This is a genomic window from Kitasatospora sp. NPDC096128 (assembly GCF_040303105.1).
In the GTDB taxonomy this organism is placed as follows: Bacteria; Actinomycetota; Actinomycetes; order Streptomycetales; family Streptomycetaceae; genus Kitasatospora.
The window spans coordinates 241,429-256,748 of sequence record NZ_JBEOSP010000007.1 but is presented as its reverse complement, the minus strand read 5'-3'; the positions used below and the strand labels follow the sequence as shown (position 1 = coordinate 256,748).

The window sequence follows — 15,320 nt, the reverse complement described above, 5'->3', positions numbered from 1 at the left end:
GGGCTCCGGCCCGCGCCGCTGGGTGATCGACCCGACTCGTCGACGAGGGCCTCCCACCCGGCCGGGGTCACCTGGCTCAGCCCACCGTGACCTGCGGGAACACCTCCCGCAGCAGCGGGTCCGGCAGCCCGCGCTTGCGCCACTCGCGCGGGTAGCCGAGCGAGACCTCCTGGAACGGGACGCCGTCGTAGGCGGTCTTGCGCGGGATGTGCAGGTGCCCGTAGATCATCGCCGCGGTGTTGAAGCGGCGGTGCCAGTCGGCGGTCAGCTCGGTGCCGCACCACTGGGCGAACTCGGGGTACCAGAGGACCTCGGTGGGGTGGCGGACCAGCGGGTAGTGGTTGACCAGGACGAGCGGGACGTCCGGGTCACAGGCCGCGAGCCGCTGCTCGGTCAGCCGGACGCGCTCGCGGCACCAGGAGTCGCGGTCCGGGAACGGGTCCGGGTGGAGCATCCGCTCGTCCGCGCAGACGATGCCGCTCTCGTACGCGGCCGCCAGGGACTCCTCCTTGGTGGTCGTCCCCGGGGCGCGGAAGGTGTAGTCGTACAGGAGGAAGAGGGGGGCGATCCGGACAGGGCCGCCGGCGCCGTGCCAGAGCGGGTACGGGTCCTCGGGGGTGACGACGCCGAGGGCGCGGCACAGTTCCACCAGGTGGTTGTAGCGGGCCACGCCGCGGAGCTGGACCGGGTCCTCGGGGTGGGTCCACAGCTCGTGGTTGCCGGGCGCCCACACCACGCGGGCGAAGCGGTCGGCGAGCAGGCCGAGCGCCCACTCGATGCTGGTGGTGAGTTCGGCGACGTCACCGGCGACGAGCAGCCAGTCGTCGGGGTGGGTGGGCTGGAGCTTCTCCACCAGGTCGCGGTTCTCCTGGTAGGAGATGTGCAGATCGCTCACTGCGAGCAGTCGCCCGCCCCCACCCGCCTCGATGGGCCTCGGCTGTGCGCCGCTGCGGATCTCGGTACTCACTCCTGCCCCCTGTGGTCACCCGGCCGATGCAGCCACCCTACGTGGCGGGCGGGGATCTTGGACAGGGCGGGCCTGAGCAGTTGATCGGCGTGCGGGGCCGCGGAGCCGCTGGATCCGGAAGGGAGTTGAGGTCCGATCAGGAGCCGAGGTCGATGAGCACGCCGTGGGAGGTGGCGGTGGTGACGGCGAGGATCGTCAGCGAGGCGATGCCGAGGGCCAGGCCGAGGAAGGCGCGGCCGCGGCGGCTGGTGCCGCGGACCAGGGCCAGCGTGGCGAGGGTGACGGCGATCGGGCCCAGCACGAGGTTGAAGAGCAGCAGGCCCGGAAGGCCGAGCAGGAAGGAGGCGACGGCCAGGTTGTCGGCCTCGGCGGTGCCCTGACGCGCGTCGGCGGCCCGGTCGGTGGCGGCCCGGCCGGAGACGGTGCGGCTGGTGGCGGTACGGCCGGTGATGGTGCTCATGGCGGTGGTGGTCCTCTCAGCGGGAGTGGACGGTGCGAGGGGTTCAGCGGTGCCGCAGGCGGGCGATGCCCTCGCGGGCGCCGAAGGCGAGCAGCCAGGCGGTAATGGCGGCGGAGGCGGCGAGGAACACCGGGAGGGGGAGGTGGGCGGCGGTGCCGATCAGGACTCCCATGGCGACCAGTGCGGAGAACAGGATCACGGCTGGCTCCTTCGGCTGCGGTGCCGGGCTCGGCGGCTGCTGCGCCGAGTTTCGGTTGACAAGTGTTCACTGACTTCGAGCCTCACTGTACGCCCGGCTGGCCAAGTTCGGCAAACGACTGTTTACTGAATGGCGTGAATCACACCGTGGGGGTCAGACAGGCCCAGAAGCAGCAGAGCCGCCGGGCCTTGTTGGACGCCGGGCTGCACCTGCTGGCCGATCAGAACCTGGCGAGCCTGGGCGTCCGCGAGGTCACCCGGGAGGCGGGGCTGTCCCCGGCCGCCTTCTACCGGCACTTCCCCGACCTCGCCGCGCTCGGCGTCGCCCTGGTCGAGGAGTCGCTGGCGAGCCTGCACGTCATGATCCGCTCGGTGCTCACCGAGGCCGGCGGCGCGGAGGAGCTGATCGACCGTGCGGTGGACGTGATCCAGCGGCACGTCCGCGAGCACCAGCCGCACGTGCGCTTCCTGTCGCGCGAGCGGCACGGCGGGGTCCGGCAGGTACGCGAGGCGATCGACGCCGAGCTGGGCCGCTTCGCCGCCGAGGTCGGCTCCGCCCTGGCGCTCCAGCCGGTCTCGAAGGACTGGAGTGCGCAGGATCTGCGGATGCTCGCCGAGCTGTACGTCGACCACATGGTGTCGACGGCCTCCGCCTTCCTGGAGGCCCAGGAGTCGGATCCCGCCCGCGAGCAGCGGATCGCCGCCACCGCCCGGCTGCAGCTGCGCCTGATCAGCCTTGGTCGGCGTCATTGGCAAGGGAGTTGAGCGTGCCGGTCGGCCTGAAGTCCTGACGGCGGTGGGCCGCTTGCCCTAGTGTGCCGGTGGGCCGGTCGGTGCGGTGGCCCCCTTGACATGGCGTCATGTTCACGCCAATTTTGGGGGACCCCACACCGCGAGGTCTCTCATGAAGAAGCCACTCATAGGCTTGCTCGCCTCGATCCTGGTCGCCGGAGCCACCGCGCTGACCGGAGTCGCCCCGGCTCAGGCCACCCCCACACACGTCACCAGCCGGGCCACGGGCGCGCACGCCGCCACGGCCGCCAGGGCCCTCGACGCCGTCGACTTCAGCGGCACCGTGGCGCTGAGCAACTGCTCCGGTTCGCTGGTCCGGATGCCCGGCTCGGTCGGCAGCGACCCCGGGCTGGTGCTCACCAACGGCCACTGCCTGGAGACCGGGCTGCCGGGCCCGGGCCAGGTGATCGTCGACCAGCCGTCCAGCCGGACCTTCACCCTGCTCGACGGCTCCGCCAATGAGGTCGGCACGCTGAACGCCACCAAGGTGGTCTACAGCGCGATGACCGGCACCGACGTGACGATCTACCAGCTCGACTCCAGCTACGACGCGATCCAGGCGCAGACCGGGATCTCCCCGCTGACGGTCTCCGCCGACCACCCGGTGCAGGGCGCCGACATCCGGGTGGTCTCCGGCTACTGGAAGCGGATCTACTCCTGCTCGGTCGACGGCTTCGCCTACCGGCTCAAGGAGGCGGGCTGGACCTGGAACGACTCGGTCCGCTACACCTCGGGCTGCGACGTGATCGGCGGCACCTCCGGCTCGCCGGTGGTCGACGCCGGTACCGGTCAGGTCGTCGCCGTCAACAACACGATCAACGAGAACGGCGAGTCCTGCACGATCAACAACCCGTGCGAGGTCGACCAGTCCGGCGCGGTGACGGTCCACCAGGGCATCGGCTACGCCCAGGAGACCTACATCATTCCGGCCTGTTTCTCCGCCGGGAACACCCTCGACCTCACGCTCTCGGGCTGCACCCTGGCCCGCCCGTAGACCACCTCGTAGACCACCCCCGTCAACCATCCTCGTAAGCCGCCCGGGCCCGGGCCCCGGCCCCCCGCACCGCACCCCCCTCGGCGGGCGGGCCACCCGGGCAGGCCACCCGGCCGGGCCACCCGGGCGGTGATCCGAGCAACCACCCGGGCCGTCGACGGAACCGAGGCGAAACCCCCTGACCAGCACCTTTCCCCGATGGGCCACCCGCGATCAGGCGGGTGGCCCATTCGGCCGTCCACCGGGCGGCCGCCGCACCACCCGCACCGCAGAGTAGTTCCGACGAGGTAGCTGTCATGTCCGTTGACCAGATGGAGAGTTGATGACCACCAAGCTGAAGAGGCTGTTGGTGTCCGTCCTGCTGATACCGATGTTCGCGATCGGCGGCCTGGCCGCCCCGGCCTCGGCCGACGCCGGCCAGGGCGCCGAGGCCTCCGGGGCGGCGCACGGCCGGAGCCCCGCCGACGACCCGACCGCCGACATCAAGGACCGCCTGGCGGCGATCCCCGGCGTGACGATCACCGAGGAGAAGCCCACCACCACCGGCCACCGCTACTTCCTGGCCACCTACACCCAGCCGATCGACCACTTCCGCCCCTGGCTGGGCACCTTCCAGCAGCGGTTCAGCGTGCTGCACCGCGGCTACGACCGGCCGACCGTGTTCTACACCAACGGCTACACCCTGGGCACCAGCCCGTCCCGCACCGAGCCGACCCGGCTGGTGGACGGCAACCAGATCTCCATCGAGTACCGGTACTTCACCCCCTCCCGCCCCGAGCCGGCCGACTGGTCCAAGGCGGGCATCCGCCAGCAGGCCGCCGACTCGCACAAGCTGGTGACCGCGCTCAAGCGGATCTACCAGCAGGAGTGGCTCTCCACCGGCGCCAGCAAGGGCGGCATGTCGTCGACCTTCTACCGCCGCTTCTACCCGGACGACATGGCCGGCACCATCGCCTACGTCGCGCCGAACAACACCGACGTCAACGACTACTCGGCGTACACCGAGTTCTTCCGCAACGTCGGTACCCCGGAGTGCCGCGCCAAGCTGAACGCCGCCCAGCGCGAGCTGCTGGTGCGCCGTGACCGCCTGGAGCCCCGCTTCATCGCCGACAACAAGGCGGCGGGTTCCACCTTCAACACCCTCGGCACCCCGGACCGCGCCTACGAGGCGGGCGCGCTCGACGTGGTCTGGGCGTTCTGGCAGTACAGCCTGGAGTCGGACTGCGCGAAGGTCCCGGTGGCCGCGACCGCGACCGACGACGAGCTGTACGCCTGGTACGACGCGCAGTCGGGCATCACCGGCAACAGTGACCAGTCGCTGGCGAAGTACACCGCGTACTACTACCAGGCCGCCACCGAGCTGGGTGCGCCGTTCTTCGACGTCTCGTACCTGAAGGACCAGCTGCACTACGACTACAAGGAGCTCTACGGGGCCCGCTCCTACGTGCCGAAGGAGATCCCGACCGTCTTCAACCCGTACGCGATGCCCGACATCGACCGCTGGGTGAAGCACGAGGGCGAGCGGATCATGTTCGTCTACGGCGGCAACGACCCGTGGGGCGCCAAGCCGTTCCACCTGGGCTGGGGCAGCGACGACAGCTACGTCTACGTCGTGCCCGGCGGCAACCACGGCTCCAACATCGGCAAGCTGCCGGCCGACCAGTCGGCGGAGGCGACCGCCAAGGTGCTGGAGTGGGCCGGTCTGGGTGACCAGGACGCCGCCCGCTCGCTCGCCCGGTCGCCGCAGTCGGGTGCGCCGTTCGGTCCGCTGGACGTCGAGGGCCAGCGGCTGGAGCAGGAGCGCCGCCCGCTGTAGCGCCGCCCGCTGCAGCGCGTAGCTCTCGGAGCAGTACCGGGAGGCCGCCCCACGTGGGGGCGGCCTCCCGTCGTTCCGCCTGTGCTCTGCTCGCCCGCCCCCTCCCCGAAGCAGTGAATCGGTGCTTCAATGCTTCCATGGCCTATCGACGCACCCCCGCCGTCCAAGCCCGACTGGACGCCCAGCGCGAGGCGGTGCTGCAGTCGGCGGTCGGCCTGCTCGCCGAGCGCGGCTACGGCGGCTGCACCATGGCCGCCGTGGCGGACCGCGCCGGGATCGCCACCGGCAGCCTCTACCAGCACTTCGCCAACAAGGCCGAGCTGTCGGTGCAGCTGTTCCGCCGGGTGGTCACCCGCGAGATGGCCGCGGTCAACGCCGCCGTGGCGCTCCGGGACACCCCGCGGCGGCGGATCGCCGCCGTGGTCGAGACCTTCGCCGCCCGCGCCCTGCGCGCCCCCCGGCTGGCGTACGCGCTGCTGGTGGAGCCCGCCGACGCGGTGGTGGACGCCGAGCGGCTGGTGTTCCGGCGGGCGTTCCGGGACGTGATCGCCACCGAGATCGCCGCCGCCGTGGCGGCCGGCGAACTCCCCGAGCAGGACCCGGTGCTGACCGCCGCCGCCCTGGTCGGCGCGGTCGGCGAGGCCCTGGCCGGCCCGCTCGCAGCCGAGCCCTCCGAGCCCGGGCCCGGGCCCGCCGAGTCTCAGCCCGCCGAGTCTCAGCCCGCCGAGCCCCGGCCCGCCGATGCACAGCGGGCCGCCACTGCACAGCGGGCCACCACCGAGGTGGTCCCCGCCCTGGTCTCCTTCACCCTGCGTGCCCTGGGAGGACGCGATGACAGCGACGCATGAGGTCACCAACCAGGTGCCCCTGCCGTACGGACACGACACCGCCGCCGATCCGACCCTGCTCGCCGCCCTGCACCGGGCCGGCGCCGGCTGGGCCGAGCCCGAGCTGCGCGAGCTCGGCCGCCTGGCGGGCTCCGAACGGGCCGCCGAGTGGGGCCGGCTGGCCAACGAGAACCCGCCCGTGCTGCGCACCCACGACCGCTTCGGCCACCGGATCGACGAGGTCGAGTTCCACCCGTACTGGCACGAGCTGATGCGCACCGCCGTCTCGTACGGCCTGCACGCCGCGCCCTGGCGGGACGACCGGCCCGGCGCCCACTCCGCCCGCGCCGCCAAGTTCTTCGTCTGGGGCCAGGTCGAGGCCGGCCACACCTGCCCGATCTCGATGACCTACGCCGCCGTCCCGGCCCTGCGCCAGAGTCCCGCCCTGGCCGCCGAGTTGGAGCCGCTGCTGGCCGCGACCGAGTACGACTACGGGCTGCGCGAGCCGCGCACCAAGCGCGGGCTGATCGCCGGCATGTCGATGACCGAGAAGCAGGGCGGCTCGGACGTCCGAACCAACACCACCACGGCGGTCCCGCAGCCGGACGGCACCTACCGGCTCACCGGGCACAAGTGGTTCACCTCGGCGCCGATGTCCGACCTCTTCCTGACCCTCGCCCAGGCCCCCGGCGGGCTGAGCTGCTTCGTGCTGCCGCGCGTGCTCCCGGACGGCAGCCGCAACCGGCTGCACCTGATGCGGCTCAAGGACAAGCTCGGCAACAAGTCCAACGCCTCCGCCGAGCTGGAGTACGACGGTGCGGTCGGCCGGTTGGTCGGCGAGGAGGGCCGCGGCGTGCAGACCATCATCGAGATGGTCAACATGACCCGCCTCGACTGCACCGTCGGCGCCGCCTCCGGCATGCGCTACGGCGCCACCCGGGCGGTCCACCACGCCCTGCACCGGCGGGCGTTCGGCAAGGCGCTGGTCGACCAGCCGCTGATGCGCAACGTGCTCGCCGACCTGGTGGTGGAGTCCGAGGCCGCCACCGCCGTCGCGATGCGGCTGGCCCACGCCACCGACCGCACCCTCGCCGGGGACGAAACCGAGGCGCTGGTACGGCGGTTGGGCCTGGCGGTGGCCAAGTACTGGGTGTGCAAGCGCGGTCCGGCGCACTCCGCCGAGGCGCTGGAGTGTCTGGGCGGCAACGGCTACGTGGAGGAGTCCGGGATGCCCCGGCTCTACCGCGAGGCGCCGCTGGTGTCGATCTGGGAGGGCTCCGGCAACGTCGCCGCCCTGGACGCCCTGCGCGCCATGGCCAAGCGCCCGGAGACGGTCGAGGCCTTCCTCGGCGAACTCGACGCGGCCGCCGGGGCGGACCGCCGACTGGACGCGGCCGTCGCCGAACTGCGCAAGCAGTTCAGTGACTCGGGCGACCTGGAGTACCGCACCCGGCGGCTGGTCGAGTCGATGGCGCTGGCCTTCCAGGGCTCGCTGCTGGTCCGCTACGGCAGCCCGGCGGTGGCCGACGCCTTCTGCGCGAGCCGGCTCGGCGGCGACCACGGCGCGGCCTTCGGCACCCTGCCGCCCGGCGTCGACACCGCCGAGATCATCGACCGCGCCCGCCCGGTGACCGCATGAGCGACCAGGAGGCGGCAGGCGTACGGGAGTTCTGGCAGGGTCTGGGCCTGCCCGGACTCATCGACGTGCACACCCACTTCATGCCGAAGAACGTCCTGGACAAGGTGTGGGCGTACTTCGACGCGGCCGGCCCGCTGGTGAACCGGCCCTGGCCGATCACCTACCGCGAGGCCGAGGAACAACGCGTGCGCCGGCTGCGGGACTTCGGCGTCCGGGCGTTCACCTCCATGCTGTACCCGCACAAGCCGGGCATGGCCGGCTGGCTGAACGCCTGGGCCGCGGAGTTCGCCGCCCGTACCCCGGACTGCCTGCACACCGCGACCTTCTTCCCCGAACCGGGGGCGGCCGGCTACGTGGCCCGGGCGATCGAGGACGGCGCACGGGTGTTCAAGGCGCACCTCCAGGTCGGCGGCTACGACCCGACGGACACCCGGCTGGACGAGGTCTGGGGGCTGCTCACCGAGACCGGCACCCCGGTCGTCACCCACTGCGGATCCGGGCCGGTGCCGGGCAAGTTCACCGGTCCCGGTCCGATCGGCGCGGTGCTGGACCGGCATCCGGGCCTGGTGCTGGTGGTCGCCCACCTCGGCATGCCCGAGTACCGGGACTTCCTGGACCTGGCCGAGCGCCACCCGGCCGTCCGGCTGGACACCACCATCGCGTTCACCGACTTCGCCGAGGCCGACGTGCCCTTCCCGCGCGACGAACTGCCGCGCCTGCGCGGGCTCCAGGAGCGCGTCCTGCTGGGCAGCGACTTCCCCAACATCCCGTACCGGTACGTCCACCAGCTGGAGGCGCTGGTCGGGCTGGGGCTGGGGGAGGAGTGGCTGCGGGCGGTCTGCCACGACAACGCGGCCGCGCTGTTCGGTCTCAGCTGAGGCCGCACTCGTGACCTCACCCAAGGGCCTTTCCTGAGGCCCCACTTGAGGCCCCACTTTGAGGCCTCACCCGACGACGCGCAGCACCGCCGCCGCGTCGGCGTGCAGCCCGGGCGCGGCGGTGAGGAAGCCGTCCGAGTCGGCCGTCCAGGCCGCCCCGGCGGCGTCCGTCACCGTCGCGCCCGCCTCGCTCGCCACCAGGGCGCCGGGCAGCAGGTTGCCCGCGTCCTGCCCGTACTGCCAGAACAGCGCCAGGTGCCCGGAGCCGACCTGGGCCACCTGCAGCGCGGTCGGGCCGAGGTTGCGCACCGCGAGCACCGCGCCGGCCATCGCGGACAGCGACTCGCCGGCCCGGCGCAGCGCCACCGGGTCGGCGGCGACCAGCGGCGGCTGGCTGGTGGCGGCGACGGTGGCCGCCAACTCCCGCTCCAACGGCGCGATCGGCCGGCCGTCCAGCTGTGCCCCGCCGCCCAGCACTGCCCGGTAGGTCCGGCCCGCGCCGAACAGCTCCGGGGCGTGCACCACGGCCAGCACCGCCGCGCCGTCGCGGACCAGGGCGGCCGTCACCGCCCAGTGCGGCTGCCCGAGCAGGTACTGCACCGCGCCGTCGGTCGCGTCGCACACCCACCACTCGCCCTCGGCGGGCACCGAGCCGTCCAGTTCCTCCGGCAGCCACCCGGCCTGCGGGCGCAGCGCGGTCAGCCGCTCGCGCAGCCCGGCGGCGGCCGGGCCGTCCAGCTCGGCGAACCGCGCCATCGCCTCCTCGACCGTCCGCCCCGGGGTCGGCTCGGTCGGCCGGGCCGCAACCAGCTCGGCACCGACCTCGCGCACCGCCGCCTCCACGGCCTCCGCCAGCGTCCACAGTTCCTTGACCTGCTCGTCCATGCCCTGCTCCTCGATTGATCTTCGGTCGCGTCGTCGGTTCCGTACCCGGTCCCGTGCCCGGTTCCTTGTCCTGTCCGGCTCGTTCCGGCCGGACAGGACAAGGAGTACCGTCATTGCTGCCGAACAGGACGCTCGATCGGCAGCAGACGACGGAGATCGGACAGCCATGGACCTCGAAACGACCGATCCGGACACCGTGCTGGACGCCCTGGACCGCCGTCTGGTCTGCGCCCTCCAGGTGGACGGACGGGCCGAGCCCGGCCGGATCGCCGAGGTGCTGGGGGTCTCCGCCCGGACGGTCACCCGCCGACTGAGCCGGATGCGTCGGACCGGAGTGCTCCGGGTGGTCCGGATGCCCGAGGTCGAGGACGCCGCGGTGGGCGCGCTGCTGCTGCGGGTCCGGGTGCTGCGCGGCCGGGTGGACGCCATCGCGCAGGCGCTCGCCGACCGCCCCGACGTTCCGTTCGTCGACGTGATGCTCGGCGGTCACGAGGTCGGCGCCGTGATGCTGAGCGACGCCGGCGGCCGCGACCGCCTGCTGTACGGGCAGCTGCCCGCGACCGGCGCCGTCGTCGAGACCACCACCCACGCGGTGCTGCACGCCTTCGCGGACGCCGGGCAGTGGCGGGCCGGGTGGCTGACCGACCAGGAGGCCGCCGCGCTCGCCCGGCCGCTCGCCCCGCGTCCCGTCTCGCCCCCGTCGCTGGACGCGCTCGACCACGCCCTGCTGGAGCAGCTGGGGGAGGACGCCCGGCAGTCCCACGCGGTGCTGGCCGGGGCGGTCGGCGCGCCCGAGTCGACCGTACGGCGGCGGCTGCACCGGCTGGACGGGCTCGGGCTGCTGCGTACCCACGCCACCGTGGACCCCCGGCTGCTCGGCATGGCCGTGGACGCCAACCTGTGGCTGGACGTCCCGCCCGGCCGACTCGCCGAGGTCGGCGCCGAGTTGGCCCGCCACCCGCAGGTGCACGGCGTCTTCGCCACCAGCGGCCCGACCAACCTGCTGGCCACGCTGTTCTGCCCGGACCACGGCGGCCTCTACCGCTTCCTCACCGACGCCCTCGGCCCGCTCGGGGTCACCCGCGCCGAGACCACGATCACCGCCCGCGCGGTGAAGCGGGCCGGCGTGCCGCTCCACCGGCCGCCGCGCCGCCGGTGAGCGCCGAGCCCGTCCGCCGACCGCCCTTACCTGCGAGGTAATCGACGCGCGCGGTCCGCCCCGGCAGGGTGGAGGCACCCGGTCAGGCCCTGGGGCCCCGGAACTCCAGCCCCGCTCGGAAGGCGGCCCGTCATGCCCGCGAACACCCCATCGAACAGCCCGTCGAGCACTCCGCGGAGGACCCCACCGAGCACCCCACGGAGGACCCCACCGAGCACCCCGACGAACAGCCCCGCGGACACCCCCGCCCTCGCGCCCGCCGATACCGCCGCGCCCGCCCCCGCCGGTCCCGGGCCGGCCGCCTCGCCGCGGACGGCCCGGGGCGTCCTCGCTCTGGACGCCGTGGTCACCGGCGGCAACGGCCTGCTCTACCTGGCCTTCTCCGGTCCGCTCGGCGAACTGTTCGGCGCCCGGCAGGCCCTCCTGTCCGGCCTCGGACTCTTCCTCACCGGCTATGCCCTCGCACTCGCCGCGCTGGCCGCCCGTCGACGCCCGCCGCGCCCCGCCGTGCTGACGGTGGCCGGCCTCAACCTCGCCTGGGCGGTGCTCAGCCTGGTCACGCTGGCCGTCCGGCCGGAGTCCAGCACCGCGGCCACGGTCTGGATCCCGCTGCAGGCCGCCGTGGTGGTGCTGTTCGCAGTCGTCCAGCTCACCGCCCTGCCCCGGCGCCCATAGGGACAGCCCCTAACCCTCGCCCTCCGCCCGGTCCACCAGGGACTGGAGGTAGCGGGCGGTCTCCCGGTCGGCGGGCAGGAAGGTCTCCATGGCCAGTTCGGAGACGGTGACGTCCAGCGGCGTGTTGAAGGTGGCGATGGTGGACAGGAAGGAGAGCACCCGTCCGTCGTACCGGACCCGCAGCGGCAGCGCGAAGGGGTGGCCCTCCTCGGCGGCCTCGGAGGTCGGGTCCTCCTCCGGTTCGGGGTAGCCGCGGACCTCCTCGTACAGCTGCCGCAGCGGCTCCGTGCGGATCCCCTGTTCCAGCCGGTGTTCCAGCCGCGCCAGCAGGTGCCGCCGCCACTGCCGGAGGTTGACGACGTGGCGTGCCAGCCCGTCCGGGTGCAGGGCGACCCGGACGGCGTTGAACGGCGGTTGGACCAACTGCGGGGCGACGCCGTCCAGCAACAGGGTGAGCGAGCGGTTGGCCGCGAGCACCTGGAACGTCGCGTCGACGACCACCGCCGGGTACGGGTCGTGCGCGGCGAGCAGCCGTTCGAGGCCGCCGCGCAGCGCGTCCATGGACGGGTCGTCCAGCGGTGTCTCGGGGTAGTGCGGGGCGTAACCCGCCGCCAGCAGCAGGGAGTTGCGCTCGCGCACCGGGACGTCCAGCTGTTCGACCAGCCGCAGCAGCAGGTCCCGGCCCGGCCGGGCGCGGCCGTTCTCGACGAAGCTGAGGTGCCGGGCCGAGGAGTCCGCCCGCAGCGCCAGTTGCAGCTGGCTGAGCTGCCGGCGCTCCCGCCAGGCGCGGATCAGCGGGCCGACGCCGGTCCCGGTGGGGCTGCCCATGCCCGCCATGATCGTCATGGGCAAGGACGGTACTCGAACCGGCCCGGTGTGCGGGAGGGCGCCGAGGGGTCAGGCGCCGGTGGTCGAGCCCGGGCGGATCACCATCAGCACCACGACCACGGCCCACAGCAGGTTGAACACCCCGGCGGTCATCGGCAGCAGCCGCAGGCCGCTGACGGCCTTGGCGCGCTGCTCGTCCTCCGGGTCGAGGGCGAGCGCGTCCACGGCGGCCTGCTGGCCGGGCAGCACGAAGAGCAGCAGGGAGAGCGCGGCGACCGCGGTGAGCACCATCGACACGATCAGCCAGGACTGGCTGATCACGTCCATCACCTGGGCCAGGCCGATGCCCAGCACCGGCACCGCGACGCCGAGCAGCGCGTAGACCTGGGTGATCCGGTGCAGGACGCGCAGCACGCCCGCGTCCGAGGCCTGCTCCGGCCCGCCGGCCAGGGCGGCCTTCGCCCGGCGCGGGAACATGCTGACGGCCACCGCGACCGGGCCTATGAACAGGACCGACGCGAGGACGTGCAGGCTCAGCAGGAACTTGGCCATGGCGGGGCACCCTTTGGATCCGGTGGGCAGCTGGGGGTCGGCGGGCGTGCGCGCTCGGCGTGCCCACGACCAGGCACGCTAACACCGCTTATCCGCCGGCCCCGCGCTCGGGTGCCCTCGGCTCGGCTCGGCTCGGCTCGGCTCAGCCCGCCGGGAGCAGCTCCACGATCCGCGGCGGGGCGGTGCTGACGGCCGCGACGGCGGCGCCCTGCCCGGGGTCGGTCCAGTCGAGCAGGTGGAGGTCCTCGAAGCGGCTGCGCAGCGGGGCCCCGGGCGGGACGTCCAGCGGCAGGGCGGAGAGGTCGACCTGTCCGAGGGTGTCCAGGGTGACCCGTCCGATCTTGATCAGCGACTCCTTGCGCACCCACTGCCGCAGGAACGCCCGGTCCGGTTCCGGGGCCGCCTCGACCAGGGCCAGCTCGGCCGGGGCGAGCACCCGGCGGGCGACCGCGCGCAGCGAGCCGCCCCGGGCGGCCAGTTCGACGTCCACGCCGATCGGCCGGCGGCCCGCTCCGGCCGCGACCACGCCCCGGGTGTGGGACAGGCTGACCTCCAATCCGGGGTGGTCGGGCAGGTAGGGCTTGCCGTGGTCGGCGAGGCCGCAGTCCGGGCACTCCTGGGCGAGGACCAGCCCGGCCGCGGGGACGCCGAGCAGTCGGGCGGCGCAGAGCCGGACCAGGACGTGCCCGGCGACGAAGTCGGTCCGCCCGGACTCCTGCCGGAAGCGTGCGGCGCGCGCCCGCTCGATCTCGGTGAGCAGGTGCTCGCCCGCCTCGGGGTGCCGCAGTACGGCGTCGGCGGACGCGACGGCGACGAGCGGCGCGTCCTGCTCCTGGGCCTCGGTGGTCATGCCCCCAACCTAGTCCGCCCGGCCGTCGGGCGGGGAGCCGGACTCTGGGGGAGCGGGCCGGGCGGGCGCCCCGGTCCCGGCCGGGTGGGCCGGGCGGGACCGTGCGCCGTGCGATGGGTGCTCGGATCCGATCTGAGAGTCCGCAAGGTGCTAATAGTCCGTTTTAGGATTGAATGAACCTGATCTATGGGATCGTCAGGAGATACTACGGAACCTGGCAGGTCGTCCGGGCCTGCCCTTTTCTCTGCACGGAGGAATTGTCGATGGGTCAGGCCACCGGTTCGCCGGATCACCGAGCGACCGCCGTGAGAAGAACACCCGCCACCGGCCGCCGCCGGGCCGTCCGGATCGCCGTGGCGACCGCCGTCGCCGCCGTGCCGATGGCCGCCGTGCTGACGGTCGGTTCGGCCGCCCCGCTCGCCCCGCCGCTGGGCGCCTGCTCCGGCCCCGACTGCCCCGCCACCTGGCCGCCGGCGAACAACGGCGATTTCACCGGACGGGACGCCACGATCAACGTCTTCACCGGCGGTGACTACACCGTCAACGGCCGCGCGGCCGAGGCCGAGGGCAAGATCGTCACGCTGGGGAACCTGACCGTCGACAAGAACGGCGGCGGCGTCTACAACATGGGTGTGGTGGGCGTCGGCTCACGCGTCGTGCCGCCCAACGGCAGTGACTTCGTCACCAGCGGCGGCAACGTCGACGTCACGACCGGCAACTCGATCCTGATCGGCGGCAGCGACTCCCACGGCCCAGCCTTCGGCAACCTGCGCCACGCAGGCAGCGTCACCGGCACCGTCAGCATCGACCCCACCGGCCAGTCGATCCAGGACCCGAACGCCGCCGCGCCCTACCAGGACGTGCTGACCCGGATCGAGGAGGCCTCCGACTGCGTCGGGCGGGCCGCCGCGACCGGCACCGTCGACGTCTCCTCCAGTCAGGCCACCTTCACCGGTGACGGCGTCAGCATGAAGCAGGTCTTCAACGTCAGCCAGAACCTGGCCTCGCCGAGCGGCGGCCAGATCGGCCTGGTCTTCACCAACATCCCGGCCGGGGCCACCGTCGTGGTGAACATGCTCGGGGACAACCCGGTCATCAACACCTACACCGGTACCGGCCTGGCGGGGGACCAGACCACCGACATGCGCTCCAAGCTGCTGTACAACTTCCCGACCGCGACCTCGGCGCAGATCCTCGGCAGCGCCCAGTTCCAGGGCTCGGTCATGGCGGGCAATCCGGGCAGCACCACGACCCTCGCCCAGCCGGGCATCAACGGCCGGGTGTACCTCGCGGGCAACCTGATCCACACCGGTACGGGCGGCTACGAGATCCACAGCTACCCGTTCGACGGGGACCTGCCGGACTGCACGGTGACGCCGAGCCCGTCGCCGACCTCGCCGTCGCCGACGTCCCCGAGTCCGACCTCCCCGTCGCCGACGTCCCCGAGTCCGACCTCCCCGTCGCCGACGTCCCCGAGTCCGACCTCGCCGTCGCCGACGTCTCCGAGCCCGACGTCCCCGTCCCCCACCTCTCCGTCGCCGACCTCCCCGAGCGCGACGTCCCCGAGCGCGACCGTCACCTCGCCGTCGGCCAGCGCGTCCACGTCGAGCGCCGGCCCCGCCCCGACCAGCCACCACCCGTCCAAGCATCCGACCGGCCACCACCCCGGTGGCGGCGGTGAGCTGCCCTCGACCGGTGCGGGCAACGCGCCGGTGGTCTTCGGGCTGGCCGGCGTCGGCCTGCTCGGCCTGGGCGGTCTGGCCGTGCGGGCCGCCCGCCGCCGCGGTCGCCACAGCTGAC

At 73.3% G+C, this 15,320-nt stretch carries 16 protein-coding genes; 9 read left to right on the top strand and 7 right to left on the bottom strand.

Annotated elements, in window-relative coordinates:
* Positions 1-76: 76 nt before the first annotated feature.
* The 3 genes from ABTY61_RS11285 to ABTY61_RS11275 all read right to left on the bottom strand — a co-directional run bounded on the left by ABTY61_RS11285 (position 77) and on the right by ABTY61_RS11275 (position 1,626).
* A complete protein-coding gene (locus tag ABTY61_RS11285) occupies positions 77-967 on the bottom strand; it encodes a metallophosphoesterase family protein (RefSeq protein WP_350504705.1) in 891 nt (296 codons plus the stop codon).
* Between the two features lie 136 nt (positions 968-1,103).
* Positions 1,104-1,427 (bottom strand): DUF4190 domain-containing protein, encoded by a 324-nt coding sequence (locus ABTY61_RS11280; protein ID WP_350504704.1) that lies wholly within the window; start codon positions 1,425-1,427, stop codon positions 1,104-1,106.
* Between the two features lie 43 nt (positions 1,428-1,470).
* Positions 1,471-1,626, bottom strand: a complete 156-nt coding sequence (locus ABTY61_RS11275) for a hypothetical protein (RefSeq protein ID WP_270151505.1) — start codon at positions 1,624-1,626, stop codon at positions 1,471-1,473.
* Positions 1,627-1,760: 134 nt separating this feature from the next.
* On the opposite strand from ABTY61_RS11275, the gene ABTY61_RS11270 reads away from it, so the two are divergent.
* The 6 genes from ABTY61_RS11270 to ABTY61_RS11245 all read left to right on the top strand — a co-directional run bounded on the left by ABTY61_RS11270 (position 1,761) and on the right by ABTY61_RS11245 (position 8,571).
* Complete coding sequence (locus ABTY61_RS11270) at positions 1,761-2,390, top strand: TetR family transcriptional regulator (protein ID WP_350504703.1); 630 nt, start codon at positions 1,761-1,763, stop codon at positions 2,388-2,390.
* Between the two features lie 139 nt (positions 2,391-2,529).
* Positions 2,530-3,411 (top strand): S1 family peptidase, encoded by an 882-nt coding sequence (locus ABTY61_RS11265; protein ID WP_350504702.1) that lies wholly within the window; start codon positions 2,530-2,532, stop codon positions 3,409-3,411.
* A 322-nt stretch (positions 3,412-3,733) separates the two neighbouring features.
* The gene (locus ABTY61_RS11260; protein WP_350504701.1) at positions 3,734-5,227 is read left to right on the top strand and encodes a S28 family serine protease; all 1,494 of its coding nucleotides are present in this window, start codon (positions 3,734-3,736) and stop codon (positions 5,225-5,227) included.
* 137 nt (positions 5,228-5,364) lie between these two features.
* The gene (locus ABTY61_RS11255; protein WP_350504700.1) at positions 5,365-6,075 is read left to right on the top strand and encodes a TetR/AcrR family transcriptional regulator; all 711 of its coding nucleotides are present in this window, start codon (positions 5,365-5,367) and stop codon (positions 6,073-6,075) included.
* Positions 6,059-7,693 carry an acyl-CoA dehydrogenase family protein gene (locus ABTY61_RS11250; RefSeq protein ID WP_350504699.1) on the top strand — a complete coding sequence of 545 codons (1,635 nt, stop codon included), beginning with the start codon at positions 6,059-6,061 and terminating at the stop codon, positions 7,691-7,693. The genes ABTY61_RS11255 and ABTY61_RS11250 overlap by 17 nt, the downstream gene beginning before the upstream one ends.
* On the top strand, positions 7,690-8,571 hold the full coding sequence (locus tag ABTY61_RS11245; protein ID WP_350504698.1) for an amidohydrolase family protein: 882 nt from the start codon (positions 7,690-7,692) through the stop codon (positions 8,569-8,571). Before ABTY61_RS11250 ends, ABTY61_RS11245 begins: the two co-directional genes overlap by 4 nt.
* Before the next feature lie 66 nt (positions 8,572-8,637).
* Here ABTY61_RS11245 and ABTY61_RS11240 read toward each other — a convergent pair whose 3' ends face one another.
* Positions 8,638-9,456 carry an inositol monophosphatase family protein gene (locus ABTY61_RS11240; RefSeq protein WP_350504697.1) on the bottom strand — a complete coding sequence of 273 codons (819 nt, stop codon included), beginning with the start codon at positions 9,454-9,456 and terminating at the stop codon, positions 8,638-8,640.
* 166 nt (positions 9,457-9,622) lie between these two features.
* Here ABTY61_RS11240 and ABTY61_RS11235 point away from each other — a divergent pair, with 166 nt between their 5' ends.
* Positions 9,623-10,615 carry an Lrp/AsnC family transcriptional regulator gene (locus ABTY61_RS11235; RefSeq protein WP_350504696.1) on the top strand — a complete coding sequence of 331 codons (993 nt, stop codon included), beginning with the start codon at positions 9,623-9,625 and terminating at the stop codon, positions 10,613-10,615.
* Positions 10,616-10,747: 132 nt separating this feature from the next.
* Positions 10,748-11,290 carry a hypothetical protein gene (locus tag ABTY61_RS11230; protein ID WP_350504695.1) on the top strand — a complete coding sequence of 181 codons (543 nt, stop codon included), beginning with the start codon at positions 10,748-10,750 and terminating at the stop codon, positions 11,288-11,290.
* Between the two features lie 9 nt (positions 11,291-11,299).
* Here the strand turns inward: ABTY61_RS11230 and ABTY61_RS11225 are convergent, their stop codons facing one another.
* The 3 genes from ABTY61_RS11225 to ABTY61_RS11215 all read right to left on the bottom strand — a co-directional run bounded on the left by ABTY61_RS11225 (position 11,300) and on the right by ABTY61_RS11215 (position 13,520).
* Positions 11,300-12,136, bottom strand: coding sequence for a helix-turn-helix domain-containing protein (locus ABTY61_RS11225; protein WP_350504694.1), 837 nt, complete (start codon positions 12,134-12,136; stop codon positions 11,300-11,302).
* Between the two features lie 51 nt (positions 12,137-12,187).
* The gene (locus ABTY61_RS11220) at positions 12,188-12,670 is read right to left on the bottom strand and encodes a DUF2269 family protein (RefSeq protein WP_350504693.1); all 483 of its coding nucleotides are present in this window, start codon (positions 12,668-12,670) and stop codon (positions 12,188-12,190) included.
* A 142-nt stretch (positions 12,671-12,812) separates the two neighbouring features.
* On the bottom strand, positions 12,813-13,520 hold the full coding sequence (locus ABTY61_RS11215; protein ID WP_350504692.1) for a 4'-phosphopantetheinyl transferase family protein: 708 nt from the start codon (positions 13,518-13,520) through the stop codon (positions 12,813-12,815).
* A gap of 305 nt (positions 13,521-13,825) precedes the next feature.
* Between ABTY61_RS11215 and ABTY61_RS11210 the strand changes: the two genes are divergently transcribed.
* Entirely contained in the window at positions 13,826-15,319 is a 1,494-nt protein-coding gene (locus ABTY61_RS11210) for a choice-of-anchor A family protein (protein ID WP_350504691.1), read from the top strand.
* The last annotated feature ends 1 nt before the right edge of the window (position 15,320 follow it).